The organism is Streptomyces sp. NBC_01352 (assembly GCF_036237295.1).
In the GTDB taxonomy this organism is placed as follows: Bacteria; Actinomycetota; Actinomycetes; order Streptomycetales; family Streptomycetaceae; genus Streptomyces; species Streptomyces plumbiresistens.
On record NZ_CP108354.1, the window covers coordinates 8,529,205 to 8,555,376 of the forward strand.

Annotated in this window: 24 protein-coding genes; 10 read left to right on the forward strand and 14 right to left on the reverse strand. The window is 71.3% G+C overall.

All coding sequences use genetic code 11. The features are described 5' to 3' along the window. Positions 1-19 precede the first annotated feature (19 nt). From OG252_RS39225 to OG252_RS39235, 3 genes are all read left to right on the forward strand, one after another. The gene (locus OG252_RS39225) at positions 20-1,102 is read left to right on the forward strand and encodes a S1 family peptidase (protein ID WP_266442182.1); all 1,083 of its coding nucleotides are present in this window, start codon (positions 20-22) and stop codon (positions 1,100-1,102) included. A 371-nt stretch (positions 1,103-1,473) separates the two neighbouring features. Next, complete coding sequence (locus tag OG252_RS39230) at positions 1,474-4,890, forward strand: DNA polymerase III subunit alpha (protein ID WP_329342160.1); 3,417 nt, start codon at positions 1,474-1,476, stop codon at positions 4,888-4,890. Beyond that, entirely contained in the window at positions 4,887-5,855 is a 969-nt protein-coding gene (locus OG252_RS39235) for a DNA polymerase Y family protein (RefSeq protein ID WP_266442188.1), read from the forward strand. The genes OG252_RS39230 and OG252_RS39235 overlap by 4 nt, the downstream gene beginning before the upstream one ends. A gap of 122 nt (positions 5,856-5,977) precedes the next feature. Here the strand turns inward: OG252_RS39235 and OG252_RS39240 are convergent, their stop codons facing one another. Next, positions 5,978-6,352: a cupin domain-containing protein gene (locus tag OG252_RS39240; RefSeq protein ID WP_329342162.1), complete on the reverse strand. Its 375-nt coding sequence runs from the start codon at positions 6,350-6,352 to the stop codon at positions 5,978-5,980. 103 nt (positions 6,353-6,455) lie between these two features. Here OG252_RS39240 and OG252_RS39245 point away from each other — a divergent pair, with 103 nt between their 5' ends. Next, a complete protein-coding gene (locus tag OG252_RS39245) occupies positions 6,456-6,902 on the forward strand; it encodes a MarR family winged helix-turn-helix transcriptional regulator (RefSeq protein WP_329342164.1) in 447 nt (148 codons plus the stop codon). Between the two features lie 184 nt (positions 6,903-7,086). Continuing rightward, positions 7,087-7,950 carry an esterase/lipase family protein gene (locus OG252_RS39250; RefSeq protein ID WP_329342166.1) on the forward strand — a complete coding sequence of 288 codons (864 nt, stop codon included), beginning with the start codon at positions 7,087-7,089 and terminating at the stop codon, positions 7,948-7,950. A gap of 56 nt (positions 7,951-8,006) precedes the next feature. On the opposite strand, the gene OG252_RS39255 is transcribed toward OG252_RS39250, so the two are convergent. After that, positions 8,007-9,035: a lytic polysaccharide monooxygenase auxiliary activity family 9 protein gene (locus OG252_RS39255; RefSeq protein WP_329342168.1), complete on the reverse strand. Its 1,029-nt coding sequence runs from the start codon at positions 9,033-9,035 to the stop codon at positions 8,007-8,009. Positions 9,036-9,176: 141 nt separating this feature from the next. On the opposite strand from OG252_RS39255, the gene OG252_RS39260 reads away from it, so the two are divergent. After that, the gene (locus tag OG252_RS39260) at positions 9,177-9,626 is read left to right on the forward strand and encodes a GNAT family N-acetyltransferase (RefSeq protein ID WP_266442201.1); all 450 of its coding nucleotides are present in this window, start codon (positions 9,177-9,179) and stop codon (positions 9,624-9,626) included. 90 nt (positions 9,627-9,716) lie between these two features. Here the strand turns inward: OG252_RS39260 and OG252_RS39265 are convergent, their stop codons facing one another. Then, positions 9,717-9,851, reverse strand: a complete 135-nt coding sequence (locus OG252_RS39265) for a hypothetical protein (protein WP_266442203.1) — start codon at positions 9,849-9,851, stop codon at positions 9,717-9,719. 139 nt (positions 9,852-9,990) lie between these two features. On the opposite strand from OG252_RS39265, the gene OG252_RS39270 reads away from it, so the two are divergent. Then, the gene (locus tag OG252_RS39270) at positions 9,991-10,605 is read left to right on the forward strand and encodes a class I SAM-dependent methyltransferase (RefSeq protein WP_266442205.1); all 615 of its coding nucleotides are present in this window, start codon (positions 9,991-9,993) and stop codon (positions 10,603-10,605) included. A gap of 59 nt (positions 10,606-10,664) precedes the next feature. Here the strand turns inward: OG252_RS39270 and OG252_RS39275 are convergent, their stop codons facing one another. Together OG252_RS39275 and OG252_RS39280 are read right to left on the reverse strand one after the other, a co-directional pair. Next, the gene (locus OG252_RS39275; protein WP_266442207.1) at positions 10,665-11,168 is read right to left on the reverse strand and encodes a DUF402 domain-containing protein; all 504 of its coding nucleotides are present in this window, start codon (positions 11,166-11,168) and stop codon (positions 10,665-10,667) included. Next, on the reverse strand, positions 11,149-12,075 hold the full coding sequence (locus OG252_RS39280; RefSeq protein ID WP_266442209.1) for a GNAT family N-acetyltransferase: 927 nt from the start codon (positions 12,073-12,075) through the stop codon (positions 11,149-11,151). Before OG252_RS39280 ends, OG252_RS39275 begins: the two co-directional genes overlap by 20 nt. Before the next feature lie 71 nt (positions 12,076-12,146). Between OG252_RS39280 and OG252_RS39285 the strand changes: the two genes are divergently transcribed. Both OG252_RS39285 and OG252_RS39290 read left to right on the forward strand, forming a co-directional pair. Beyond that, the gene (locus OG252_RS39285; RefSeq protein ID WP_266442211.1) at positions 12,147-12,518 is read left to right on the forward strand and encodes a GntR family transcriptional regulator; all 372 of its coding nucleotides are present in this window, start codon (positions 12,147-12,149) and stop codon (positions 12,516-12,518) included. A gap of 254 nt (positions 12,519-12,772) precedes the next feature. After that, entirely contained in the window at positions 12,773-12,964 is a 192-nt protein-coding gene (locus OG252_RS39290; protein ID WP_329342173.1) for a hypothetical protein, read from the forward strand. Here the strand turns inward: OG252_RS39290 and OG252_RS39295 are convergent. Both OG252_RS39295 and OG252_RS39300 read right to left on the reverse strand, forming a co-directional pair. Next, positions 12,930-13,700, reverse strand: coding sequence for a DUF72 domain-containing protein (locus OG252_RS39295; RefSeq protein WP_329342175.1), 771 nt, complete (start codon positions 13,698-13,700; stop codon positions 12,930-12,932). The genes OG252_RS39290 and OG252_RS39295 overlap by 35 nt on opposite strands. Positions 13,701-13,715: 15 nt before the next feature. Further along, positions 13,716-14,810, reverse strand: a complete 1,095-nt coding sequence (locus OG252_RS39300) for a DUF5925 domain-containing protein (protein WP_329342177.1) — start codon at positions 14,808-14,810, stop codon at positions 13,716-13,718. A gap of 101 nt (positions 14,811-14,911) precedes the next feature. Between OG252_RS39300 and OG252_RS39305 the strand changes: the two genes are divergently transcribed. Next, entirely contained in the window at positions 14,912-16,324 is a 1,413-nt protein-coding gene (locus OG252_RS39305) for a GH39 family glycosyl hydrolase (RefSeq protein ID WP_329342179.1), read from the forward strand. A 42-nt stretch (positions 16,325-16,366) separates the two neighbouring features. Here the strand turns inward: OG252_RS39305 and OG252_RS39310 are convergent, their stop codons facing one another. From OG252_RS39310 to OG252_RS39340, 7 genes are all read right to left on the reverse strand, one after another. Next, entirely contained in the window at positions 16,367-20,170 is a 3,804-nt protein-coding gene (locus OG252_RS39310; RefSeq protein WP_329342181.1) for a lipopolysaccharide biosynthesis protein, read from the reverse strand. Next, the gene (locus OG252_RS39315) at positions 20,163-20,963 is read right to left on the reverse strand and encodes a polysaccharide deacetylase family protein (RefSeq protein ID WP_329342183.1); all 801 of its coding nucleotides are present in this window, start codon (positions 20,961-20,963) and stop codon (positions 20,163-20,165) included. The genes OG252_RS39310 and OG252_RS39315 overlap by 8 nt, the downstream gene beginning before the upstream one ends. Next, positions 20,956-21,981: a glycosyltransferase family 2 protein gene (locus OG252_RS39320; RefSeq protein WP_329342185.1), complete on the reverse strand. Its 1,026-nt coding sequence runs from the start codon at positions 21,979-21,981 to the stop codon at positions 20,956-20,958. Before OG252_RS39320 ends, OG252_RS39315 begins: the two co-directional genes overlap by 8 nt. Next, complete coding sequence (locus tag OG252_RS39325) at positions 21,978-22,799, reverse strand: glycosyltransferase family 2 protein (RefSeq protein ID WP_266442232.1); 822 nt, start codon at positions 22,797-22,799, stop codon at positions 21,978-21,980. Before OG252_RS39325 ends, OG252_RS39320 begins: the two co-directional genes overlap by 4 nt. Before the next feature lie 366 nt (positions 22,800-23,165). Further along, positions 23,166-24,263, reverse strand: coding sequence for a GNAT family N-acetyltransferase (locus OG252_RS39330; RefSeq protein WP_329342187.1), 1,098 nt, complete (start codon positions 24,261-24,263; stop codon positions 23,166-23,168). A 1-nt stretch (position 24,264) separates the two neighbouring features. Then, on the reverse strand, positions 24,265-24,693 hold the full coding sequence (locus tag OG252_RS39335; RefSeq protein WP_329342189.1) for a hypothetical protein: 429 nt from the start codon (positions 24,691-24,693) through the stop codon (positions 24,265-24,267). A 138-nt stretch (positions 24,694-24,831) separates the two neighbouring features. Continuing rightward, entirely contained in the window at positions 24,832-26,040 is a 1,209-nt protein-coding gene (locus tag OG252_RS39340; RefSeq protein ID WP_266442243.1) for a S8 family peptidase, read from the reverse strand. Between the last annotated feature and the right edge of the window lie 132 nt (positions 26,041-26,172).

The following is a 26,172-nucleotide window of genomic DNA, read 5'->3' on the forward strand; positions in this document are numbered from 1 at the left end:
CCCCACAGGAGGACGCGAGTTGAAGCACCGACGCATACCCAGGCGGCGGGCCGCCGTGGCAGGTGCGGGCATCGCCGCACTGGTCGCCGCGGGAGTCACCTTCCAGACTGCGAACGCCAGCGAGCCGGCGAACACCCCTGAGCTCCAGGTCCTTTCGGCCCTGTCGGCCGGAAAGCTCGCCTCGACGCTCGGCCAGGACCTCGGCTCCGACGCCGCGGGTACGTTCTACGACGCGAAGACCAAGAGCCTCGTGGTCAACGTGCTCGACGAGGCCGCGGCCAAGACCGTCGAGGAGGCCGGCGCCCAGGCGAGAATCGTCGAGAACTCCCTCGCCGAGCTGAAGAGCGCCCGCAGCACCCTCACCCAGGACGCGACCATCCCCGGCACCTCCTGGGCGACCGACCCGACGACCAACAAGGTCGTGGTCACCGCCGACCGCACGGTCTCCAAGGCCGAGCTGGCCAAGCTGACCAAGGTCGTCGACGAACTCGGCGCCACGGCCGAACTCAAGACCACCAAGGGGGAGTTCAAGCCCTTCATCGCGGGCGGCGACGCCATCACCGGAGGCGGCGGGCGTTGCTCGCTCGGCTTCAACGTGGTCAAGGGCGGCGAGCCGTACTTCCTCACCGCCGGGCACTGCACCGAGTCCATCTCCACCTGGTCGGACTCCAGCGGCACCGAGATCGGCACCAACGAGGTCTCCAGCTTCCCGGACAACGACTACGGCCTCGTCAAGTACACCGCCGACGTGGACCACCCGAGCGAGGTGGACCTGTACGACGGCTCCGCCCAGCAGATCACCGGCGCGGCCGAGGCCACCGTCGGTATGCAGGTGACCCGCAGCGGCTCGACCACCCAGGTGCACGACGGCACGGTCACCGGCCTGGACGCCACCGTGAACTACGGCAGCGGCGACATCGTCAACGGCCTGATCCAGACCGACGTCTGCGCCGAACCCGGCGACAGCGGCGGCTCGCTCTTCTCGGGCAGCAGCGCGATCGGCCTCACCTCCGGCGGCAGCGGCGACTGCACCTCGGGCGGGGAGACCTTCTTCCAGCCGGTGACGGAGGCGCTGTCCGCGACCGGTACGCAGATCGGCTGACGCACGACGGTCCGGTTTCGTGAAAGTCCCGCCCCGCGCGCGAGGGGCGGGACTTTCACGTCGTGCGGGACCGACCCGCCGCCACGCGTGGGTCGAGTCGGTGCCCCGTCGACGGCCGCTGCGCCGAGCACGAGCAGCGTCGCCCGCGGGGTGACGGTGTCCCTCGCCTCGCCGAGGAAGGAGGTGCGCGAAGGGTCGGCACCGGTGGGCTGCGTCATGCCCCCACGGTCCGGTCCGTGGGGTGTTTGCGCAGGTGGGACGGGCCCGAACGGATGTCGCACACACATTCGAAAATTGGTCTATGGTGGGGGTGAGGTGGTTGGGAACAGATGTTCGAGAGCCCGTCGGGCTCACGAGTGCGGGAGGTGCGTGTGCCGGGTTTCACGCATCTGCACACCGTCTCCGGGTTCTCCCTGCGATACGGAGCCTCGCACCCGGAGCGTCTGGCCGAGCGCGCCTCCGAACGGGGCATGGACGCCCTCGCCCTCACTGATCGCGACACCCTCGCCGGCACGGTCCGCTTCGCCAAGGCGTGCGCGAAGGAAGGGGTCCGCCCGCTGTTCGGCGTGGACCTCGCGGTGGAGGTGCCGGGGCGCGGACGGCAGGAGCGGCGCCGCACCCCCGTGCGCGGAGGTGCCTTCATCGACGAGTCGACACCCCGCGTCACCTTCCTCGCCCGGGACGGCGCCCGCGGTTGGGCCGACCTGTGCCGGCTCGTCACGGCCTCGCACGCGGGGGAGGGCACGCCCCTGCTGCCCTGGGCCGACAACATGGCGGACGGTCTGACCGTCCTGCTCGGCCCCGCCTCCGACGTCGGCCGCGCCCTCGCCGCGGGACGCCCCGACCGCGCCGCCAAGCTGCTCGCCCCCTGGCGGGAGGTCTACGGCGACGCCCTGCGCCTCGAAGCCGTCTGGCACGGCCGCAAAGGTACGGGACCCGGCTCCTTGCGCCTCGCCGCCCGCACCGTCGGCTTCGCCGCCGAACAGCGGATCCGGCCCGTGCTCAGCAACGCCGTCCGGTACGCCGATCCCGGGCTCGGCCCGGTCGCCGACGTCCTGGACGCCGCCCGCCGCCTGGTGCCCGTCGACGCGACCAAGGAACTGGACTCCGGCGAGGCCTGGCTCAAGGGCGAGGGTGCCATGGTCCATGCCGCCGAGCGGGTCGTCGAAGCCGCCGGCTACCGCCGCGACACCGCCCACCGCCTGCTGGAACAGACCCGGGCGACGGCCGCCGAGTGCCTGGTCGACGCGGAGGACGACCTCGGCATCGGCACCGTCCACTTCCCCGAACCGCACCTGGTCGGCGCGGGCCGCCGCACCGCGCAGCGGGCGCTGGCCTCCCGGGCGGCGGCGGGGATGGTGCAGCGCGGTTACGCCGGGAAGCGCTCCTACTGGGAGCGGATGCACCAGGAACTGGACATCATCGCCCACCACGGCTTCGCCTCCTACTTCCTGACGGTCACTCAAGTGGTGGACGACGTACGGCACATGGGCATCCGCGTGGCCGCCCGCGGCTCCGGCGCCGGATCCCTCGTCAACCACCTCCTCGGCATCGCGCACGCCGACCCGGTCGCGCACGGGCTGCTGATGGAGCGCTTCCTGTCCAAGGAACGGATCGCCCTGCCGGACATCGACATCGACGTGGAGTCCGCGCGCCGCCTGGAGGTCTACCGCGCGATCATCGGCCGGTTCGGCGCCGAGCGGGTCGCGACGGTAGCGATGCCGGAGACCTACCGGGTGCGGCACGCGATCCGTGACGTCGGCGCCGCCCTGTCCATGGACCCGGCCGACATCGACCGCATCGCCAAGTCCTTCCCGCACATCCGCGCCCGTGACGCCCGCGCGGCCCTGGAGGAGCTGCCCGAACTGCGGCAGCTGGCGGGGGAGAAGGAGCGGTACGGACGCCTCTGGGAGCTGGTCGAGTCCCTCGACGCCCTCCCGCGCGGAGTCGCCATGCACCCCTGCGGGGTCCTGCTCTCCGACGCCTCCCTGCTCTCCCGTACGCCGGTCATGCCGACCAGCGGCGAGGGGCTGCCCATGGCGCAGTTCGACAAGGACGACGTCGAGGACCTCGGGCTGCTCAAGCTCGACGTGCTGGGCGTGCGGATGCAGTCGGCGATGGCGCACGCGGTCGCGGAGGTGGAGCGGGCGACGGGGGAGCGGCTCGACCTGGACGCGGTGCCGGACGGCGACCCGGCCACGTACCGACTCATCCGTTCCACCGAGACCCTGGGCTGCTTCCAGATCGAGTCGCCGGGCCAGCGGGACCTGGTGGGGCGGCTCCAGCCGGCCACCTTCCACGACCTCGTCGTCGACATCTCGCTCTTCAGGCCCGGTCCGGTCGCCGCCGACATGGTGCGGCCGTTCATCGAGGCGCGGCACGGACGGGCGCCGGTGCGTTATCCGCACCAGGATCTGGAAGGGCCGCTGAAGGAGACGTACGGAGTCGTCGTCTTCCACGAGCAGATCATCGACATCGTCGCCATCATGACCGGCTGCGGGCGCGGGGTGGCGGACCAGGTGCGGCGCGGGCTGTCCGACCCGGAGTCGCAGGGGCGGATCAGGACCTGGTTCGCGCAGCACGCGGCGGCCGAGGGCTACGACGCAGAAACGATTCAGCGGACCTGGGAGATCGTCGAGGCCTTCGGGTCGTACGGCTTCTGCAAGGCGCACGCGGTCGCCTTCGCCGTACCCACGTACCAGTCGGCGTGGCTGAAGGCGCACCACCCGGCCGCCTTCTATGCCGGGCTGCTCACGCACGACCCCGGGATGTATCCGAAGCGGCTGCTGCTGGCGGACGCGCGGCGGCGCGGGGTGCCGATCCTGCCGTTGGACGTGAACAGGTCGGCGGTCGCCCACCGTATCGAACTGGTGTCTGAATCGAAGGTGTGGGGGCTGCGGTTGGCCCTCTCCGACGTCCACGGCATCAGCGAGGCCGAGGCGGCGCGGGTCGCGGACGGGCAGCCGTACGCCTCGCTGCTCGACTTCTGGGAACGGGCCCGCCCGAGCCGTCCGCTCGCCCAGCGACTCGCGCAGGTGGGCGCGTTGGATGCCTTCGGCGCCAACCGCCGTGATCTGCAACTGCACTTGACCGAGCTGCACCGGGGAGCCCGGGGCAGTGGCAGCGGCGGGGGCCAACTCCCGCTGGCTGGCGGCCGCAAGACGGCCCCGGCCGGGCTGCCCGACCTCTCCTCGGCGGAGAAGCTGAGCGCCGAGCTGGGTGTGCTGTCCATGGACGCCTCGCGCAATCTGATGGACGACCACCGGGCGTTCCTCGACGAGCTGGGCGTGGTGTCGGCGCGGCGGCTGCGGGAGGCGCGGCACGGGGAGACGGTGCTGGTCGCGGGCGCCAAGGCGGCCACCCAGACGCCGCCGATCCGGTCCGGCAAGCGGGTCATCTTCTCCACCCTGGACGACGGCACCGGCCTGGTCGACCTCGCCTTCTTCGACGACTCCCACGACGCCTGCGCGCACACCGTCTTCCACTCCTGGCTGCTGCTGGTGCGCGGGGTGGTGCAGCGCCGCGGCCCGCGCAGCCTCAGCGTGGTGGGCTCCGCCGCCTGGAACCTCGCCGAACTGGTCGAACTGCGCGCCGAGGGCGGGCTCGACGTGGTGGCGGCACGGCTGGCGGAGCCCGTGCCGGAAGGGGGCGGGGATTCGACAGGGGGCAGGCGAATCCAGATGCCCACCGGATACGAACTGCATCCGTGGGCCGATCTGCGCCCTGCGGGCGAAGAGCCCGCGAAGGTACGGAAGTTGTGGCATCAGAGTCCGGGGAGTGCGGGATGACCATCCTCTGCGTACGTTTCCAGCTGCCGCCGACGCACGAGGCGGCCCTGCCGGGGCTGCTCGGGTTGCTCGAGGAGTTCACGCCCGTCGTCGAGGCGCTGCCGCCGGACGGGGCGCTGGCCGATCTGCGGGGCGCCGAACGGTACTTCGGGCGCAGCGCCGTGGAGCTGGCGTCGGTGATCCGGGTCCGGTCGCTCGCCCTGCACGGCGTCGACTGCGTGATCGGCGCCGGGCCCGGCCCGATGCTGGCCCGCATCGCGCTGCGCGACGCCGAGCCGGGGGTGACCTGTGCGGTGCCCGAGGACGCCGTCGCCGCGTTCCTCGCCGGCCGGCCCGTCGCCGCGCTCCCCGGCGTCGGCGCCGCGACCGCCCGCACCCTGGGCGAGTACGGCCTCGACACCCTCGGCCTGGTCGCCGCCGCACCCCTGTCCACGCTCCAGCGTCTGGTCGGCGCGAAGGCCGGCCGTGAGCTGCGCGAGAAGGCGAACGGCATCGATCGCGGCCGGGTCGTGCCGAACGCCGTGTCCCGTTCGCTGGCCGCCGAACGCCCCTTCCACCGCGACGAGTTGGACGCCGACCGGCACCGCCGCGCCCTGCTCTCGGCCGCTGAGGAACTGGGCGCCCGGCTGCGCGCCCTCGACAAGGTCTGCGGCACCCTGACCCTCACCGTGCGCTACGCCGACCGCTCCTCGACGAACCGCACCCGCACCCTCAAGGAACCGACCGCACACTCGGCCGCGCTGACGAAGGCGGCCTACGGCCTGTACGAGGCCCTCGGCCTCCAGCGCGCCCGGGTCCGCTCGGTCACCCTGCGCGCCGAGGCCCTCGGCCCCGCCGAACAGGCCTCCTACCAGCTCGCCTTCGACCCCGTGGACGAGAAGCTCCGCCGCATCGAGGAGGTCGCGGACCGCGCGCGAGCGAAGTTCGGGCCACGGGCGGTGATGCCGGGGACGCTGGCCGCGTAGCGCCTGGCCGGCGGATCGGCGCGCAGGAAACCGGCGGGGCCTCATCAACGCTGGTGGCACGCGGCAGCTGGGCGTGCCTGACCCCGCGTCCGCGGCCTGATCCGCCGGACGGGCCCGAGGAGTCAGTTGGCCCACGGGGGCGTGATCCGCGTGCCGTCGGCGAGTTCTGCCTCCAGGCCGATGGACGTGGTGACCCAGGAGACCGCGACCTCGGTCGTCGGGTTCTCGACGGCGAGGGTCGACCCGGCGTTGATGATCACCGTGTCGCCCGCGGTGACGTGGTGGGTGTGGCCGTCGAGGGTCATCAGGAGTTCGCCGCCGAGCACATGGAAGATCTCCTCCCGGTTGACGGTGTGTGCGGGCGCCTTGGTCCCCGCCGGGATCTCCCCTCGCCAGGCGCAGAGCTCCCTGCTGCCGGTGCGGGGAGTGGCGTACGAGACGAAGCGGGCGCCGTGGATCTCGTGGGTGACGGCTTCGGACGGGCGTATGACGGGCAAGGGGCTCTCCAATGTCGGACGGGCCAAATGGTCAAGTAGCTTGACTATATTGCTCCATGGTCAAGCTGCTTGACCAGTTCGTCAAGAGTGTTTCAATGCCTCCGTGGAGAACTCCGAAGCCATGGCCCTGTCCGCCGCCCTGCTCGCCGTCGCCGGTGAGCTCACGCAGCGCATCAACGAGGGTGTCGTGGCCCGTGGCTTCGAGGGGATCAGGCCCGCGCACGGCTTCGCGTTCGTCCGGCTCGCTCCGGACGGGGCCACGGTCACCGAACTCGCGGCCCACCTCGGGGTGACCAAGCAGGCCGCGAGCCAGCTGGTCGAGGAGATCGTGCGCAAGGGATACGCCGAGCGTCGGCCCCATCCCGACGACGCCAGGGCCCGGCTGGTCGTGCTGACCGGGCGGGGGTGGGCGTGTACTCGTGCGGCGGAGGAGGCGGCCGCGGAGGCCGTGGGGGCGTGGGTGGCGCTGCTCGGTGAGGGTGGAGTGCGCGCGTTGCGCGACCAATTGGGGCGCATTGCGCCCTATGGTCCCATCAGGCCCGCCTGGTGACGATCCGTCAGTGGTTCACCCAGCGGCTCCAGCCGTCCACGGTTACCACTGGAAGTTTTTTACTGACGCGTAACTTCACAAGCGCACTACTCGTCCGTAACTTGACAGTGAACAGCATCCTCGTGATCCGGGTCACAGGGCGTAGAGCCGTCGCAACTCCCTTGAGCCGCAAGGAGATCACCCGATGCTGCCCTGGAAACGAGTGCTCAGACCCCTGACCGCGCTGCTGCTGACCGCCGCGGTCACCATCCTCCCCGCCACCACCACCGCCCAGGCGGCCGACGCCCCCAGCAGAGGCTGGAACGACTACTCCTGCAAGCCGTCCGCCGCCCATCCCCGCCCCGTCGTCCTCGTCCACGGAACCTTCGCCAACTCCGTCGACAACTGGCTGGGCCTCGCGCCCTACCTGAAGAACCGCGGATACTGCGTCTTCTCGCTCGACTACGGACAGCTCCCCGGCGTCCCCCTAGTCCACGGCCTCGGCCCGGTCGACAAGTCGGCCGAGCAGCTGAAGACCTACGTCGACAAGGTGCTCGCCGCGACCGGCGCCGCGAAGACCGACCTCGTCGGCCACTCGCAGGGCGGCATGATGCCCCGCTACTACCTGAAGTTCCTCGGCGGAGCCGCCAAGGTGAACGCCCTCGTCGGCATCGCGCCCAGCAACCACGGCACCACACTCGCCGGGTTCACCCACCTCCTGCCGTACTTCCCCGGCATCGAGGACCTGCTCACCACCAACACCCCCGCCCTCGCCGACCAGGTCGCCGGCTCCGCCTTCCTCACCAAGCTCAACGAGGGCGGCGACACCGTGCCCGGCGTCCGGTACACGGTGCTCGCCACCAAGTACGACGAGGTGGTCACGCCGTACCGGACCCAGTTCCTCAGCGGACCCGGCGTACGCAACGTCCTGCTCCAGGACCTGTGCCCCGTCGACCTGTCCGAGCACGCCCTGATCGGACTGCTCGACCGGATCGCCTTCCATGAGGTGGCCAACGCCCTCGACCCGGCGCATGCCACCCCGACCACCTGCGCGTCGGCGGTCGGCTGAGTGCCGCCGGGGCCTGTCCGGCCTGAGCCGCCGGTCAGGCCCCGGAACCCCTCGGATCAGCGACCGTGCCGGCCGCCGCTCACCGCCCGCCGGCGGACCGAGGCGAACAGGACCGCCGCACCGAGCGCCAGCGTCGCCGCACCGCCCATGGCGAGGTACGGCGTGCTGCTGTCGCCGCCGGTCTCGGCGAGGTTCTCGGTGCTGCCGGCCGCCTTCGGCTCGTTGGGCACGGAGCTCTGGGTCTGCGCGACGGGCTCCGCTTCCGCGTCCGACTTCGCTTCCAGCTCCGCTTCCGGCTCCGCCGACGTGCCGGCGTCCTGGTCACCGTGGCCGTCGTGCTCGACCGTCGACTGGTCGCCGCCGTCCTCGATCTGCTCCTCGGAGGGAGCGGAGGCGGTCGGGGCGGGGGACGGGCTGCTCGTCGTACCGCCGTCACCGCTGCTGCTGCCGCCGCCGAACGCCACGTCCGAGCAGGAGTAGAAGGCCTCCGGGCTGTCCGAGCGCTGCCAGACCGCGTACAGCAGCTGCTTGCCGGAGCGCTCGGGAAGGGTGCCGGAGAAGGTGTAGAAACCGCCGGACGCGGCCGGGTCGGTGACCGTCGCCACCGGGTCGGACAGATCCAGGTCGTCCCAGGCGAGCGGCTGCGAAGGGTCGTAACCGGGCTTGGTGATGTACACCTTGAAGGTGCCCTTGTGGGGGGCCGTCACGCGGTATTTGAAGGTGTACGACCCGCTGCTCACGCTCGTCGCCGGCCAGTCGGCGCGGGCCAGGTCGAGTCCCTTGAACGCGTCGTTGTTCGCGCTGCACAGCTTGCCGTCCGGGATCAGCGCCTGGTGCTGTCCGTCCGCGTTGCCGATGCGGATGCCGTTCCAGTCGTAGAGCGCCTGCGTGCCGCCGGCCGCGACCGCCGCCCTGCACGCGTCCGACGCCGGGCTCTCGGGACCCTCCGCGTAACACTGCGAGACCCGGCTGACCGGGTCCCCCATCGAACCGTGCGCGGACGCGGGGGCGGCCGACAGCGCGGTCAGGGCGAGCGGGGTCAGGCCGAGAGCGGTGACGGCGGCGGCCTTGCGGCGTGCGGGCATGGGGGATCTCCTCGAAACCGGAACTGATGCGTGCCGGATCAAAGAAACCGTGAAAACGCCTGCTGGGGGCGGTCGGCGACGATCTTTATGGCCGCCTTAAGGGAGTGCTGAGACTCAGATGAGGTAGGTAGCGTGCGCCTCATGACGAACGAGGAGATCCGGCCCGCGACGCCGGCCGACGTGCCCGCCGTGAAAGCCGTCACCGACGCCGCGTTCCACCCCTACATCGAGCGCATCGGGGTGGTGCCGCATCCCATGGAGGCGGACCACGCGGCGAACGTGGCCGAGGGGAAGGTGTTCGTCACGGGGGAGCCCGTGAGCGGGCTCGTGGTGGTCGAGGCGTACGAGGACCACCTGTACCTGGACAGCATCGCCGTCCACCCCGACGCGCACGGGACGGGCGTGGGCGGACGGCTGCTGCGTTTCGTGGAGGCACGCGCGCGTGCGCTGCGTCTCCCCGAGGTCAGGCTCTGTACGAACGCGATGATGTGGGAGAACCAGAAGATCTACCCGAAGTACGGGTACGAGGTCGTGGAGCGGCGCGTCGATGGGCCGTACGACCGTATTCACTATCGCAAGCGGCTGGGCTGAGCGAACTCGGACTGACTGGACTCGGACTGACTGGACTCGGACTGACTGGACTCGGACTGAGTCAACTCGGACTGAGGGAGCTTGGGCTCCTCACCCGTCCGGCCACCACGTGCGTGCGATGTCCTTTCGGACCTCCGGGCGTCCCGAAGGGCGCTCGTCGGCCTCCTCGCGGACCTGGCGGGAGTCCGTCTTCTTCAGGGGCTTCTGCACGGTCACACGGCGCATGGCTGCCTCCTTCACGGTCTACGTGTTCCGCGTTCTCACGGAGGTAGACCCGTTCAGGGAGAGTTCCTCATCGGTTGGCGTTCTGTCAGTGGCCGCTGTCACGATTCGACTGTCAGTGGCGGGTGTCACTCTTGGGCACATGACGAACGAGAGTGACGGCACGACCTCGGCGGATGTCGACTGGGACGCACAGGCCGCCGTCTTCGACGACGAGCCGGACCACGGCCTGCGCGACCCGGAAGTGCGCCAGGCCTGGGCCGGACGGTTGCGCGGCTGGCTGCCCGAGCGCCCTTCCGACGTCCTCGACCTTGGCTGCGGCACCGGCAGCCTGTCGCTCCTCGCCGCCGAACAGGGACACCGTGTCACCGGCGTGGACAGTTCCCCGGCCATGATCGACCTCGCGCGAGCGAAGCTGGCCGGGCGTGACGCCGTGTTCCTGGCCGGTGACGCGGCGGCACCACCGGTGGGGGAGCAGCGCTTCGACGTCGTGCTCGTACGGCATGTGCTGTGGGCGCTGCCCGACCCCGGCCGTGCCCTGCGGCACTGGCGGGAGCTGCTGCGTCCGGGCGGGCGGCTGGTGCTGGTCGAGGGTGTGTGGGGCGCGGTGAGTCCGGTGGGGCTGCCCGCCGACCGGCTCACCGCACTCCTCGCGCCGCTCGCCGGACAGGTGCGCGTGGACCGGTTGTCGGGCGACGCGCTGCTGTGGGGGAGAGACGTGGCGGACGAGCGGTATGCGGTGGTGGCGACGGTGTGAGGTGCCGGGCCGCTCACATCAGCAGCGGCCCGCCGTTCACACCAGCGGCTCAAGGCCCCTCACGCGAGCAGCGACTCCAGGCCGCCCTCGACGGTGGCGAACGCCTCCAGCTCGTCGAGGGCGGCGACGGCCGCCGCCGCGGCCTGAGGGTCCCTCTCCGAGAGTCCGCTCTCCTCGAACTCGTCCTCGTCCAGCCGCCGTACGTCATCGCCGCCGGCGGAGCGCCACAGGTCCAGGTCGAGATCCTCGACGATCAGCTCGGTTCCGACGAGCGTCGCGGGACGGGTGATGTCGCAGTACCAGCCCTTCAGGGCACCGGACGCGTCGCGGACCTCCTTCACCGAGTACCAGCGGTCCCGCCAGTAGTACTCGGTGAACACGTCGCCGGGCTCGAAGCGGACGAAGCCGAAGTCGCGGACGCCCTCGCCGGCCCAGGGGGCGCGGACGGCGAGCCGCGTGCCGTCGTCGCCGAGGAGCTCGGCCTCGTAACGGATCTTCGTACGGCCCGCCTTGACGAGGACGACGTCCAGGAGGACCGAGGGGTCAGCCGAGTTCGCGGACATACCGCACCTCCGTAGCGCAGATCTCGTACCCGAACCACTTGTTGATCGCGATCATCGGGCCGTTGCCGGTGTCGTTGCCCGTGAACGCCTCCGTGAATCCGGCGGCACGGGCGCGGTGCAGGGAGTCGTTCTTGGCGAGCTTGGCCAGGCCCCGGCCGCGGAAGGCGCGGGCGGTGCCGGTCATGACGGTGCCGTAGCGGGTGCCGCCGTCCGTGCGGGCCATGCTGAAGGCGGCGGGGCGGCCGTCGGCCACGGCGACCGAGGTCAGCTCGGGGCTGAAGAGAGGGTTGTACCAGGTCTCCGCCAGCCAGGCCTCGTAGTCGGTGAACTCGTAGGCGATGTCGCTCGGTTCGTCCGACATCGTCTCCGAGTCCAGCTCGAACAGCGGGCGCGGGTCGGCCGCGAAGTCGGCTCCCGTGCGCAGTTCGACGCCCGGCGGAAGCGGCTGGAGCGGCGGCAGGTCGCCCGTCAGGTCCAGGCGGAGGAAGTGGGCGGAGCGGCTGCCGCGGTAGCCGTGCCGCTCGGCGAAGGCGAGGTTGCCCGGCTCGTCCAGCACCCAGGCGAAGAGTTTCGTCGCGCCCCGGTCGGCCAGGTGCCGCTCGGCGGCGTGGACCAGCAGCGAGCCGGCGCCGCGGCGTGTCCGCCCGGGGTGCACGTACACGTTGACGTAGCCCAGGCCGGGCTCCGGACTGTCGTGGACGAGCCCCACCTGGGCCGTGCCGATGACCTCGCCGTCCTCCTCCGCGACCAGGGGCCGGTAGTGGGCCTCGGGGCGGGCGTGTGCGAGGTCGTAGGCGAGGGAGTCCGGGGTGACGAGGAAGAAGGGAAGCGCGAGATGGCGGACGCGGGCGAAACCCTCGACGTCGGCTCGGACCTCGGGGACGAGGTCGCGGACGGTCACAGTCATGTACGCGCACGCTACGGGGGAGATGCACCGCGGTGCCTCTCATTTTCTGGCGGGTGCGGGACAATCACCCCGTGACCTTGAAGATCCACATCGATGACAGCGCCCCGCCGTACGAGCAGGTGCGGGCGCAGATCTCCGAGCAGGCGCGGTCGGGGGTGCTGCCGGTCGGGTACCGGCTGCCCACGGTGCGCGGGCTGGCCGAGTCCCTCGGGCTCGCCGCGAACACGGTCGCCAAGGCGTACCGGGCACTGGAGTCGGACGGGGTGATCGAGACGCGGGGCCGCAACGGAACGTACGTCGCCGCCGCGGGCTCGGCGGCGGAACGCGAGCTGGCGTCGGCCGCCCAGTCCTACGTGGAGCGGGCCAGGCGGCTGGGACTCACGGAGGCGGATGCGCTGGCGGCGGTGCGGGATGCCCTGCGGGCGGCTTACGGGGAGGGGTGAGCGGGGCTCGGCGGGAGGGTGAGCGGGGCTCGGCGGGAGGGTGAGCGGGGCTCGACGGGAGGGGTGAGCAGCGCTCGGCGGGAGGGTGAGCGGGGCTCGGCGGGAGGGTGAGCGGGGCTCGGCCGGGAGGGGCGAGCGGGCCCGGCGGGAGGGGTGAGCGGGGCTCGGCTTTGGAGGGTTGGGCGGGTTTCGGAGGAGGGCTGAGCGGGGTTCGGCACCGCCGGAATGCGCCGTTGTGGCTAAGCGCCGTTGCGGTGGAGAAGGAGCTGGGCGCCGTTGCGGTGGAGAAGGAGCTGGGCGCCGTTGCGGTGGAGAAGGAGCTGAGCGCCGTTGCGGTGGAGAAGGAGCTGGGCGCCGTTGCGGTGGGGAAAGAGCTGAGCACGACGTTGGGGGCGCGCAACGATCGGGACCTCATGCCCGTTCCAGGTGCTCCGGTACTCGAGTGACGTCCAGGCCCTCCGCCCGCGCCGCCCTCGCGAAGGTCATCGCGTCCTCCACCGCCGCCCCCGTCGGGTCGTTGTTGAAGTAGGCGTACACGTCCTGCCGCGCGGACCACGCCTGGGCGATCCGCTCGGCCCACGTCTTCAGGGACTGCCGGCCGTAGTGCGGCCAGGCGCGGGCGCGTCCGACGTGGAAGCGGACGTAGCCCCAGTCGGTGGTGCGCCACAGCGGGGTCGCCGGGCGGGACCGCACGTCGGCCCAGCACAGGGCCGCCCCTCGGGCTTCCAGCACCTCGCGCACCTCGTCCGTCCACCACGAGTCGTGGCGCGGCTCGACCGCGACCCTCGTGCCGGCCGGGAAGCAGGACAGGCAGGCGTCCAGCAGCCCCGCGTCCGCGCGCAGGGTCGGCGGCAGCTGGAGCAGGACCGGGCCCAGACGGTCGCCCAGGCCCGCCGCGTGGCTCAGCAGGCGGTCCAGCGGCTCCTCGGGGTCCCGCAGCCGCTTGATGTGGGTGAGGAAGCGGCTGGCCTTGACGGCGACGACGAAGTCCGGCGGGGTGCGCTCCCGCCAGGCCTCGAAGGTCTCCCGGGACGGCAGCCGGTAGAAGGCGTTGTTGCTCTCCACCGTCGAGAAGCGCGTCGCGTACTCCTCCAGCCACAGCCGGGTGGGGCACCCGGCGGGGTAGAGAACACCCCGCCAGTCCTTGTACTGCCACCCCGACGTGCCGACGAACAGGGTCATACCTCCATCAAAGCACTACAGGTACAGCCCTGCGTCCGCCCCCGGCCGGGGCTCCGGTACCGAGGTCGGCGAGGTGCCCCGGCGCAGCGCGTACAGCTCCGCCAGCGTCGCGCCCTCGCGGCCCACGCCCTCCTCGGTGCCCAGCCAGTTCACCGCCTCCCGGTGGGTCAGCCGACCCACCTCGATGCGGGCCAGACAGCGGCCGGGGCGGACCACGGCCGGGTGCAGGCGCTCCAGGTCCTCGTTGGTCGTGACGCCGACGAGGACGTTGCGGCCCTGGCCGAGCAGACCGTCGGTCAGATTGAGCAGCCGGGACAGGGCCTGGCCCGCCGTGTGCTTCGCCTCCCCGCGGATCAGCTCGTCGCAGTCCTCGAGGAGGAGCAGCCGCCAGCGGCCCTTCCCCGTGCCGTCCTCCTCGCCGATCGCGATGTCCATCAGATAGCCGACGTCGGAGAAGAGGCGCTCCGGGTCCAGGACGCAGTCCACCTGGCACCAGTCCCGCCAGGACCGGGCCAGTGTCCGCAGCGCCGAGGTCTTGCCGGTGCCGGGCGGGCCGTGCAGGAGCAGCAGACGGCCCGCGATGTCCTGCGGGGTCGTCTTCATCAGGCGGTCCATCGCGTCCGCGACCGGCGCGGTGTAGTTGTCCCGCACCTCGTCCCAGGTGCCCGCGGAGATCTGCCGGGTGGTGCGGTGCGGGCCGCGCCTCGGGGAGACGTACCAGAAGCCCATGGTGACGTTCTCCGGCTGTGGCTCGGGCTCGTCCGCCGCGCCGTCGGTGGCCTGGTCGAGGACCTTCTCGGCCAGTTCGGGGCTGGTCGCCGTCACGGTGACGTCGGCGCCGCGGTTCCAGCGGGAGATCAGCAGCGTCCAGCCCTCGCCCTCGGCGAGGGTCGCGCTGCGGTCGTCGTCGCGGGCCACGCGCAGCACCCGCGAGCCCGCCGGCAGCAGCGTGGCCCCGGAGCGGACGCGGTCGATGTTGGCCGCGTGCGAGTACGGCTGCTCGCCCGTCGCGAAGCGGCCGAGGAACAGCGCGTCGACGACATCGGACGGTGAGTCGCTGTCGTCGACGTTGAGCCGGATCGGCAGAGCGTCGTGTGGGTTCGCAGACATGCCGCCATGATCCGGCACCCAGGCGTCCCACGCACCGGATTTCCGCTGGGCACCCACGACATCTGCCGCAAAGACCATCAAGGCGGCTACCGTTGCCCTCGATGGGACGTCATGGGTGGAATTCGGGGGTGGGGCGGTGGCGGCTCACCGCGCTGCTCGGTGTGGGTGTGGCCGCTCTGGCCCTGGTGGTGACCCTCCTCAACACGCTTCCCGGAGGCGGCTCGGGCACCGAGGGCACCTCGCGCGACGGCGACAAGGTGCACGGCACGCCCACCGCCGCGCCGGCCGTGACCGGGCCGGACGTGGGCTGGGGCTTCACCCACACCCAGTTCAGCGCCGACGAGGGCAGTGCCGCCGCCGTCGAGCGCGTCGAGGGGCGGCTGTCCGAGGCCGGGGGCCTGCCGCAGATCCAGCACCTCATGGGCTGGGGCGCCGACAACCCCGAGCCGGTGAAGGGGCGTTACGACTTCGAGGCGATGGACCTCCGCGTCGACTTCATGCGCGCGTCCGGCGGCACGCCCGTGATCACCCTGTGCTGCGCCCCCGACTGGATGAAGGGCGGCAAGGCCGGCGTCGACAACACGGACTGGAGCCAGGCCGCCCTGGAGACCGCCCCGGAGCCCGAGCACTACCAGGACTTCGCCGACCTGGCAGCGACCGTCGCCAAGCGCTATCCGGACGTACGCCACTTCATCGTCTGGAACGAGTTCAAGGGCTTCTGGAACGACGCGAAGGCCCGCTGGGACTACGAGGGGTACACCGAGCTCTACAACCTCGTTCACAAAGCCCTGAAGAAGGTCGACGAGGACATCATGGTCGGCGGGCCCTACCTGGTCATGGACAGCCTCGACCCGCGGTCGGAGGACGCCTCGGCGACCTTCAGGGGCCCCTGGGGTGCCATGGACCAGCGGGTCCTCGACGCCTTCGACCACTGGAACAAGCACAAGGTGGGCGCCGAGTTCGTGGTCGTGGACGGGTCCAGCTACACCCAGGACGACGAGCTGCTGCCCGACGAGTTCGCGGCCACCGACAAGTTCACCGCGGTGGGCGACTGGGTGCGGGCGCGCACCGGCGAACTGCCGCTGTGGTGGGCCGAGTACTACGTCGAGCCGGCCGACGGCAAGGACGAGCGCAAGGGCTGGTCCGAGACCCGCCGGGTCGCCGTCCAGGCCGCCGGGATGATCGCCATGGTCAAGGGCGGCGCCTCCTCCGGCTTCTACTGGAACCCGGAGAAGGAGAAGGGCACCGACTGCCCCGGCTGCCTGTGGACGCCGACCCACGCCGGCAGCGGCGGCGAGAAGCTGCCCATGTACGACCTGGTCGCGCGCTTCAGCCGCGAGTTCCCGCCGGACACCGCCTACCGGACGGTGCCGGTCGACTCGCCCGACGTCCGGGTCCTGGCGACCGACAAGGTGATCCTGGTCGTCAACACCCTCGACCGGACGATCAGCACGAAGGTCGACGGCCAGGAGGTCGTGCTGCAGGCGTACCAGGTCAAGTGGCTCACGCGCTGAGCCACTTGACCGTCACCTCCGCCACTTCTTCCGGCGCCCGCGTCACTTCATCGTCAGGAACCGCTGCACCAACGCGGCCAGCAGCACCGCCAGCAACGGCAGCGAGAACCAGAAGGTGCTCTGCATCCACCGCAGTTGCCGCACACTCGGCCGCACGGCGACCCGGACGACCTCCCGGGCCGAGAGCAGCACGATCAGCGCGAGCGCCGCGAGCGCCCCGACGACCGACCACGGCGTCCAGGTCACCAGCGGCCCGACCGGACCGGGGTCCGCGGCCGGGACCTTGCCCTCGGGCTGCTTGGCCAGCGCGTACATCGTCACGTCCTCGTTGACGAAGACCTTCTTCAGTTCCTTCCGCGCGTCCAGGTTCTTGATCAGCCGCGGCTCCCAGCTGGCCGAGTAGCCCACGTCCAGCTGGAGGTAGACGACCTGACTGCGGTTGATCATCAGGTAGGAGTTCGGGCCCGCGTCCTTGAGCGCCTTGACCAGGCCGGACACCAGCACCGGGTCGGTCGGCGCCAGCGTGGGCACGTACTCGACCTTCTCCATGTCCTTCGAACCCCACGGCAGCGACGGCGTCACCACGTTCACCGTGTCGTTGCTCAACCACAGCAGACGAGCCGTCGGATCGTCGTGCGCGTACACGTACTCCATGGCGGCGATCTCGCCGCTGCGGGTCCGCTCGAACGGCTCGTTGCCCCAGCGTGCCACCAGGAAGCCGCCGATGAGCACCAGGCCCGCCATCAGCGCGGCCAGCGGAGCGAGGCTCACCCGGTCCTTGTCGCGCTCCTCGACGGTGACGCCGGTGCGCGGGAAGAGGGCGAGGCCCGCGAGGAGGGCCGCGCCGGGCAGGGCGAACATGAAGACCCGCAGGGCCATCTCGCCGCCGTACGACTGCATGCCGAAGCCCAGGAACGGCACGAAGGTGAGGACCAGCAGCGACCGCTCGCGGTACTTGTGCTCGCGCCGCCGCCACCAGCCGTAACAGGCGAAGGCCATCACCCCGCCGGCGAGCAGTACCCGCACGTACAGCACGAGCTTGTGGGTCGAACTGCCGCCCTCGATCCGGCCGGACACCGAGGACGACACATTGCCGCCGACGCCGCCGACCCCGCCGAACATCTCGTTGAAGTGTCCTGACCAGTACGGCTCGGCCATGAAGCCGATCCACACGGTCACCAGGACGCCGAACAGGACAGGCAGCCCGCGCAGTTCGCTGCGCCCGATCAGGACGAGCACCGTCAGCACGCCCAGCATCACGAACGGGGTGAGCTGGTGGGCCGGGACGCTCGCCGCGAACAGGCCGATCACCACCATCAGCAGCACGGCCCGCTGCCGCCGGTTGGTCGGCTCGACCTCGATCTCGCCGGGGCGCCGCTTCGTCCAGATCACGCCCGGTGCCCGGAACCAGACGAGCAGCACCGCCACGAAGACCAGGTAGAGGAGATAGGTGAAGCCCTGCGGGGAGAAGTAGTCCTGGCCGACCCAGCCGCTGAGCACGAAGATCCAGATGCCGGTCCACTTGGCCCGCCAGCTCGCCCGCATCGAGCGGACGAGGAGGAACATCGGCGCGAGATACAGCAGTTGGATCGCGAGCGGCCACCAGCGGATGACCTCGGTGAAGTCGCTGACCCCGCAGGCCTTCAGCACGAACGCGGCGGCCGCGAAGAAGCCCGGCCAGCTCCAGCGGGCGTCCAGGTCGGGCACCGCGGTCCCGGTCCGGTCGATGTAGTCGAGGAAGCCGAGGTGCTGCCAGGCGGTCGCGAAGCGCGGCTCGGTCTCGATCACGGCGGGCAGCGCGTGCAGCGAGACCAGCGTCGCCAGCAGCGTGACCAGCAGCAGTGTCCGGTGCTCGCGGCCCAGCCACAGCAGCGAGGCGAAGACCACCACCAGCAGCCCGGCGCCGACGAGCGTGGCCGTCGGCAGCACGGAGATCAGCCCGAGCCCGCCCATCTCGTCCAGGTCGGCCTCGCCGAGCCGCAGCGCGGGCACCCAGTACAGCAGGAGCGCGGCGGTCAGCAGGCAGCCGAGGACCACACCGAGACGGGTGGGCAGCAGACGCGCATGCCAGGCCAGGGGCGGTACCTCCGCCGGCTCCCGTACCTCTTCGGTCTCCGGTGCCTCTTCCTGTACGACCTTCTCCTGTTCCTCGCGGTTCTCCGGCTCCTCGAACGGCGCGTCCACCTCCGCCTCGACCGGCCCCAAGGACGCCTCGGAGCCCGGTTCGCGCGCCTCGACCGGCAGCCCCAGCTCCCGCTTGCGCGCCCAGGTGGGCCGATGGTCCTCGTGCACCGCGGGCGTGCCGGCGGGCGGGGTGCCGGGGCCCGGGCGTACGTCGGGCCGGCGCTCCAGGTGGTCGAAGTCGACGTGGATGCCCAGGGCGAGCGTGTCCTGGTCGAGCGCCCAGGCGGGCCCGCGCTTGTGCGCCGCCGGGGCGGGGACCTCGCGCGCCCCCAGGTCGGCGAGGTCCCCGTCGGGTGCCGCGCCGTCGGAGGCGGCACCCGACGCACCCCGGACGATCTTGTACAGCTTGGGTGCGGCGATCGCGACGATCAACGTGAGGGCCGAGATCTCCGCCACGCCCGCGCCGACGAGCCCCATGCGGGGAAGCAGCAGCAGCGTCAGACCGAGGACCAGGACGCACAGCAGGCCCTGCAGCCAGGCGAGTCCGGCGGTGCGGCTCTGCGCCCGCAGCACCGCGAAGTACGTCTCGATGACGACCCGCAGGAGCCCGCCGACCGCGAACCACCGCAGCAGCCCGGTGGCCGCGTCCGCGTAGCCCGCGCCGAAGACGCCGAGGATCCACGGCGCTCCGAAGAACAGCACCGCGGCCACCGGCAGCATGATCCGGGTCATCCGCTTGAGCGCGGCCCGGGTGTTGCCGGCCAGCCGCCGCGGATCGTGCGAGCCCTCGACGGTCAGGGAGGCGCCCATGTTGATGGCGAGCAGGTTGACCGTGCCGCCGATGGTGGCGGTGATGTAGAAGTACGCGTTGTCCTCGGAGCTGACCTGCGAGGCGATGATCACCGGGATCAGGTACACCACGGCGAGCGAGAACAGCGAGCCGGTGTAGTCTCCGGCCAGGAACCGCCCGATCTCCTTCCAGCTCGGCGGATGCGCGTGCTCCTCGGTCGCCTTCACCTGCCGGGGCACCAGACGCCGGAACACCAGCCAGCCCAGCGGCAGCACCGAGAAGGCGATCGCCGCGACCCACGACACGAACACGCCGGTCGTGGGGATGGCCACCGCGAACGCGACCAGCAGCCCCAGCTTCACCACGGAGAACACGGTGTTGCCGACCGGCACCCACAGCGCGCTGCGCAGCCCGGTCAGCACCCCGTCCTGGAGCGTGAGCAGGTTCCAGGCGACCACCGCCACCACGAAGCCGAGCCCGTTGATGGGCGGGTTCAGGAAGCGGTACGACGGCCCCCACATGTCCAGGGTCAGCAGGAAGACGCCCGCCGCCAGCGCCACGACCACCGAACTGCCCGCGTACGTACGGAAGATCAGCCGCCCGGTGGCACGGCCCGCGACCGGTATGAAGCGGGCCAGCGCCCCCGTCAGGGTCACCGCGGTCAGACCGGCGAGCAGCTTCATCGCGGCGATCGCGGCGGAGCCCTGGCCGACGGCCGCCTCCGAGTAGTAGCGGGCCGCGGCCAGCCAGAACCCGAGGCCGAGCACCGCGGAGATGCCGGTGTTGAGCATCAGGGCGTAGGCGTTGCGGAACAGCTGGCTGCCCCCCGGCGACCGGCCGAGGCCGGGCAGCCGGAGCCGGCGCCCCGGCCGCTGCGGCGCCCCGGTCGCGGGCGAGGTGTCCTCGGTCGTGGTCGTGGTCGTGTCAGACACGGGAACGGATGGCCTTCCGGCGGACCTGGCGTGCTCTGCGGACCAGGGCGTACCCCTTGGTGAGGGCACGGTCCCGGGCGAAGTTCCGGGCGATCGCACGGCCCTGGACGAGCCGCTCGAACTCCTCGATGCCCGTGCTGCGGCGCACGGTGACGCGTCGCAGGGCGTACGGCCCCTGGCGGCGGCGCGCGAGGCCGTTGCCCACGGCGAGCGCCTGGCCGTAGCCCGTCTCGCGCACCGCCTGCCGCACCCGGCGGCTGGAGTAGCCGTAGGGGTAGGCGAAGGAGGTCGGGACGGTGCCGAGTTCGTCGGTGACGATCTCCTTGCAGTGGATCAGCTCGTGCCGCAGCCTGTCGTCGTCGAGCTGGTCCAACTGCGGGTGGGTGTGGCTGTGCCCGCCGATCTCGACGTCCGCCGCGGCCAGTTCGCGGACCTGGTCCCAGTCGAGCATGGTGTCGAGGCCGGCGCCGGTGTCGTACGGGCCGCGGATCCAGCCGGTGGAGACGAACAGGGTGGCCGCGAAGCCGTGCTTGGCGAGCACGGGCAGGGCGTGCCGGTGCACGCCCTCGTAGCCGTCGTCGAAGGTGATCAGGACGGGCCGCGCGGGCAGCGGGCGGCCGGTGCGCCAGCGGGCGGCGAGACCGGCGGTGGTGACCGGGGTCAGGCCCAGGTCACCGATCAGCGCCAGCTGGGCCGCGAAGTCGTCGGGTGTGACCGACAGTTCGCGGGTCGCCTCGCTCGGGTCGGTGTCGATCGCGTGGTACATGAGGATCGGCACGGATGCCTCAGTCATGTCTTCCCCCCTCGCTGTCCGACAGCGGAGCCACCGAAAAGGTTGCCCCGCCCCGGCGGGCCCGGACACTGCCCACCACGTACCCGCCCGCCGCCGTGAACACCCCGGCGACGATCGCGCCCGCCCGGCCCGCGCCGCCCGGCCGGGCCAGCAGGGCGTCCCGCAGCCCGCGCGCCACCCCGGCAGGCAGGACCCGGGTGGCGTACCGGCGCTCCGACTCCAGCCCCTTGTCGGCGCCGACGCTTCGCGCCACCAGGGCCTTGGACAGGCCCTCGGCGTACGCGCGCGTACGGAAGTACCCGAAGTGCTCGCGCGCCTCGGGCACCCGGTGGTGGATCACCGCCCGGTCGTCGATCAGGAGGACCGCGTCCGGCCGGGCCCGGGTGAGACGGATGCACAGCTCCGTCTCCTCGCAGCCCAGCGGGCGTTTGTCGCCGTCGCGCCCGATGCCGGTGGCGAAGCCGCCCGCCGCGTCGAAGGCGCTGCGCCGGAAGGACGCGTTGCCGCCGAGCACGTTGCGCACCCGCACCAGGCCGGGCGGCAGCCCCTTGTACGTGCAGCCCACCACCCAGTCGAACTCCTCGGGAAACCAGGCAGGCCGGCGGCCCGAGGCCCAGATGGGCTCCGTACGGCCGCCGACGGCCATCACCCGCGGATCGGCGTACGCCTCGGCGAAATGCCGCAGCCAGTCCCGCTCGGCGACGGCGTCGTCGTCCAGGAAGGCGACGACCTCGCCGCGCGAGGCGGCGATGCCGGTGTTGCGGCCGGCGGACAGGCCGCGAGGGCCCGCGTTGGCGAGCACCCGCACGACCGATCCGTTCCCGGACTCCTTGTACTCCTTGTACTCCTTGTACTCCTTCGTGAGCCGGTCCAGGAGAGCCGCGTTGTGGTCGACGACCAGCAGGGTCTCCAGGGCCGGCCGGGACTGCGCCCGCACCGAGGAGACCGCCGCGAGGATGTCCTCCCAGCGGTCCTCGGTGTAGACGCAGATCACGACGGAGATGTCGGGACCGCTCAAGACACCTCTCCCCGGACCGAGTCGAGCATGGGGGAGTGGTGCTTACGGCTGCGCAGGGCACGCCGGTTGGAGCGCTCCCGCAGGATCACCTTGAGCACCCTGATCCCGTCCCGCACGGCCCGCAGATTGCTGGTGCCGTGGATCCGGAGGTACTCGTGGCTCGGTATCTCCTGCACCTTGAGCCCCGCCTTGACCACCCGGATGTTCATCAGGGTCTCGACCTCGAATCCGGTGCAGTCGAGGTCGATCTTGTCGAGGCAGTGCCGCCAGAACGCGTTGTAGCCGTAGCAGAGATCCGTGTAGCGGGCGCCGAACTTGCGGTTCACGGTGGTGCACAGCGCCCAGTTGCCGAGCTTGCGGATGAAGGTCATGTCGTCGGTGCCGCCGCCGTTGGCGAAGCGGGACCCCTTGGCGAAGTCCGCGCCCGAGACGAGGGCGGAGACGTACGACACGATCTCGTTGCCGTCGGCCGAGCCGTCCGCGTCGACCATCACGATGATGTCGCCGGTGCAGGCGTTGAACCCGGTGATCAGGGCGTCGCCCTTGCCCTTGCCGCGCTGCTCGACGACCTTGACGTCCGGCCACAGCTCCCGGGCGACGTCGACGGTGTTGTCGGTGGAATTGCCGTCCACCAGGACCACTTCATGGATCCAGTTCGGAAGGGTCTTGAAGACGTAGGGGAGATTCTCCGCCTCATTCATGGCGGGAATCACCACGCTCACCGGCGGTGTGATGGCCAGGTGAGAGGAGATCGGTCGGTATTGGCCGGCCAGTAAGGCGTCCTGGCCTGAAGTGGCCGGGCGCAGATCGAAGCTCATGAGTCTGGTCCCTCTCGTCCGGTGGACCGCCCGCCCCTGGGCGGTCCGGTTTCTGTGTCCGGTTCGAAAGGGGGGTTTCTCACGCATGGCAGCACGGAATTGAGCTCCGCACCTGCCGGGTGAGCTGGCAAAGCTGGCCGGCCGCCGAAAACGGCTGTCGACCGCGCGGCACGACTCGGTCACCAGTACGGTCACCGAGCACGGCACCCCCCTACCGCGCCCCGCGCCGGGCCATCGCGGTCCTTGAGCCCTCCCCTAGAGCCGCGTAGTGATGGACCGATGCGGGTGAGATGTACGACGGTATTGACGATTGAACCCGTATGGCAAGACCTGGAACGAGCCCTCACGTTTTTGTTGGTTTGACCGTTACCGACGGAACGAGCGGATCTTTCCCGCCCGCTTGAGCAGTTTGTCGGCCGGCTCGAACAACTCCGGACGGGACACCACCGCGTTGCGCAGTGCCCTGACCGGAGCGCGGCGGACACGATGTCCCACCGCGACCGGGTGACGCCGGGTCACCCACCCCTCGGACACCTGCAGCTCACGTGTCTTCAGGGAGTCCTTGTATTCCTTCTGGCCCCGTCCCAGGTCCAGATAGGCGATGCCGTCGGCGGCGGCCGCCTCGGCCATCCGCAGATGCAGCACCAGGCCGGGAGAGTACTTCGAGTACGCCGGGTCGTACGCCGGGAACCAGCACGCGAGCACCCGCTCGGTGCGCAGCCCGAAGTGCGCGGCGATCGGCTTGCCGTCCGCGTACAGCACGGACAGGATCCCCGCGAACGACTCGGAGCGGGTGTGGAACAGGTGCTCCACGAGCCGGGTGATCCAGTCGTGCGCGAAGCGGTCGCTGCGCCCGGTCCTGCGGTACTGCGCGGACTTCCAGTTCATCAGGGTGCGCAGGGCGGCCGGGTCGCGCTCGTCGTGCACGTACGTCACCTCGCCCGCGTCCCGGCCGAGCTTGCGCTCCTTGGCGAGCGTGGTACGCGTGAACTTCGGTGACCGGGCGCGGAGTTGGCCGAGATAGGCCTCGTAGCCCTGGTCCACGTCCATGACCGGCGAGGGGAAGGTCCCGGTGGCCGCGGCCTCGAACGCGGGCTGGCCCTCCACCAGGTGGTCGAACTCCCACAGGGCGAGCCCGCAGGCCCGCAGCAGCTCCCGGGCGTCCCAGGCGAACCCGGGCCGGTGCACCACGCCCTGGGCGTCGGAGATGCCGAGCCCGATCGCCCGGCCGACGCCGGTGGCGGTCCGCTGGTACGGGAAGAACGCGGCGGGCTCGCCGGCCTCCCGCACGACCGCGATCCGCACTCCGCGCCGGTAGCGGCCCACCGCGAGCGCGAACTCGGGGGACAGGAACGGGTTCGCCAGCTCCGGCGAGCCGAGCAGATGGGCCTTGGACTGCATCGCCGTCCACGCCGTCCGGTCGGCCGCGCTCAGCTCGCCCGGGCGGTACACGCTGATGTCCACGTCAGATGCCCTGCCTTGTCGTCGTACGGCCACGTGGTCGTCGTAGCAGAACCAGCAGGAGAAGCACACCGCTGATCGCGGTCACGGCCACGATCCCGCCGCGCACCGACCAGCTGTGCAGGGCCAGCATGCCCTGGGCCACCAGCATGTTGACGACGACCGAGCCCGCGAGCGCGGCGATGGTCCGGCCGAAGGGTTCGAGGCCGCGCAGCGCGGCGGCGATGGCCGCGGCGGGTGCCGCGAGCAGGTAGAACAGCGTGAGCGGGCCGCGCAGGGGTGAGTCCGAGCCGGCGAGTGCGAGGACCGCGCCGAACCCCCCGACGGCCGTCGCGGCGCCCGCGAGCAGCGGCGCCAGGTCCCTCCCCGGTCCTGGTCGCGCCCCCTCGGCGCCGTCCGCCGTTGAAGATGTTGTGCCACGTATGGTCTGCATTGGCGACTTTGCCCCCCGAAGCGCCGGATGCCGGGCTTCAATGTCGCGCAGTCGCCCGGGCATCGTCAAGACTGCGAAGCCGGACAACGGCAGTTCCCCGTGCCCGGTACCGGGCACGGGGAACTGGTTTGCGGTTGCTTACGGCACGATCTTCAGCAGGCGGTTCGGGGAACCGGTGCCCGCGCTGGTGACCTTGCCGGTGGTCGAGCCGTTGATGAGGGCCGTGGCGACCTGGGCCGGGGTGGCCGAGGTGTGGCCCGCCAGGTAGACCGCGGCCGCGCCCGCGACGTGCGGGGTCGCCATCGACGTACCGGAGATGGTGTTCGTCGCGGTGTCGCTGGTGTACCAGCCGGCCGTGATGGAGGAGCCGGGGGCGAAGATGTCCAGAACCGAGCCGTAGTTCGAGTAGCTGGCCTTGGCGTCGGTGCTGGTGGTGGCGCCGACCGTGATCGCCGAGGCGACGCGGGCCGGGGAGTACGAGGAGGCGTTGGCGCTGCTGTTGCCGGCCGCGACCGCGTAGGTCACGCCGCTGGCGATGGAGTTCGCCACGGCGTTGTCCAGCGTGGTGGAGGCGCCGCCGCCGAGCGACATGTTGGCGACCGAGGGGCCGGAGTGGTTGTTGGTCACCCAGTTGATGCCCGCGATCACACCCGCGGTGGTGCCGGAGCCGGCGTTGTCGAGCACGCGGACCGCCACGATCTTCGCCTTCTTGGCGATGCCGTAGGTCGAGCCCGCGATCGTGGTGGCCACATGGGTGCCGTGGCCGTTGCCGTCGGAGGCGGTGGTGTCGCCGTCGACCGCGTCGTAGCCGTACGAGGCACGGCCGCTGATCTGGGAGTGCGTGATCCGTACGCCGGTGTCGATGACGTACGCCGTCACACCGGTGCCCGCGGTGTCCGGGTAGGTGTAGGTGCCGGACAGGGGCAGCGAGGTCTGGTCGCTGCGGTCCAGGCCCCAGGGCGCGCTGGACTGGGTGGTGTCGGTGAGCTGGACGCGCTGGTTCTGCTCGACCACGGCCACCGACGGGTCGGCGGCGAGTCTCTTGGCCTCGGTGGCGGAGAGGGTGGCGGTGTAGCCGTTCAGCGCGGCGCCGAACGTCTTTTTGACCGAGCCGCCGTACTCCTTGATCAGGCTCTTGCCTTCGCTGGAGGACGCCTTGAAGCCGGCGTCCTTCTTGAGCGTGATGATGTAGCTGTCCTTGATGGCCGTGGGGGATCCGGCGGCCAGGACCTTGCCCTGGGCGGGGGCGGCCTGGGCGGGGAGGGTGGTGAGTCCGCCCACGAGGGCGGCGGTCGCCAGGCTGGTTATCGCGGCGAGCCGGATTTTGTTGCTACGCAGTTGTGCCATTACGAGGGAGTCCTCCTCATAGGCGACGCATGCCTGGGTGGGGCGCGCGTCTGTGGGGGGTGCGCGCGTTGTCGCACGCACGGCCGTGGAGCGTCGCGTTCCGCCCCGCGGCTGTGTAAAGAATCAGTGGTC

Coding starts and splice junctions, on each gene's coding strand:
- OG252_RS39255 (WP_329342168.1), bottom strand. CDS start 9,035: ATGCCCGCACGCCGCAAGGCCGCCGCCGTCACCGCTCTCGGCCTGACC.
- OG252_RS39235 (WP_266442188.1), top strand. CDS start 4,887: ATGACCATCCTCTGCGTACGTTTCCAGCTGCCGCCGACGCACGAGGCG.
- OG252_RS39315 (WP_329342183.1), bottom strand. CDS start 20,963: ATGACTGAGGCATCCGTGCCGATCCTCATGTACCACGCGATCGACACC.
- OG252_RS39275 (WP_266442207.1), bottom strand. CDS start 11,168: ATGTCCGCGAACTCGGCTGACCCCTCGGTCCTCCTGGACGTCGTCCTC.
- OG252_RS39250 (WP_329342166.1), top strand. CDS start 7,087: ATGCTGCCCTGGAAACGAGTGCTCAGACCCCTGACCGCGCTGCTGCTG.
- OG252_RS39300 (WP_329342177.1), bottom strand. CDS start 14,810: ATGTCTGCGAACCCACACGACGCTCTGCCGATCCGGCTCAACGTCGAC.
- OG252_RS39280 (WP_266442209.1), bottom strand. CDS start 12,075: ATGACTGTGACCGTCCGCGACCTCGTCCCCGAGGTCCGAGCCGACGTC.
- OG252_RS39295 (WP_329342175.1), bottom strand. CDS start 13,700: ATGACCCTGTTCGTCGGCACGTCGGGGTGGCAGTACAAGGACTGGCGG.
- OG252_RS39335 (WP_329342189.1), bottom strand. CDS start 24,693: ATGCAGACCATACGTGGCACAACATCTTCAACGGCGGACGGCGCCGAG.
- OG252_RS39270 (WP_266442205.1), top strand. CDS start 9,991: ATGACGAACGAGAGTGACGGCACGACCTCGGCGGATGTCGACTGGGAC.
- OG252_RS39305 (WP_329342179.1), top strand. CDS start 14,912: ATGGGACGTCATGGGTGGAATTCGGGGGTGGGGCGGTGGCGGCTCACC.
- OG252_RS39260 (WP_266442201.1), top strand. CDS start 9,177: ATGACGAACGAGGAGATCCGGCCCGCGACGCCGGCCGACGTGCCCGCC.
- OG252_RS39265 (WP_266442203.1), bottom strand. CDS start 9,851: ATGCGCCGTGTGACCGTGCAGAAGCCCCTGAAGAAGACGGACTCCCGC.
- OG252_RS39325 (WP_266442232.1), bottom strand. CDS start 22,799: ATGAGCTTCGATCTGCGCCCGGCCACTTCAGGCCAGGACGCCTTACTG.
- OG252_RS39340 (WP_266442243.1), bottom strand. CDS start 26,040: ATGGCACAACTGCGTAGCAACAAAATCCGGCTCGCCGCGATAACCAGC.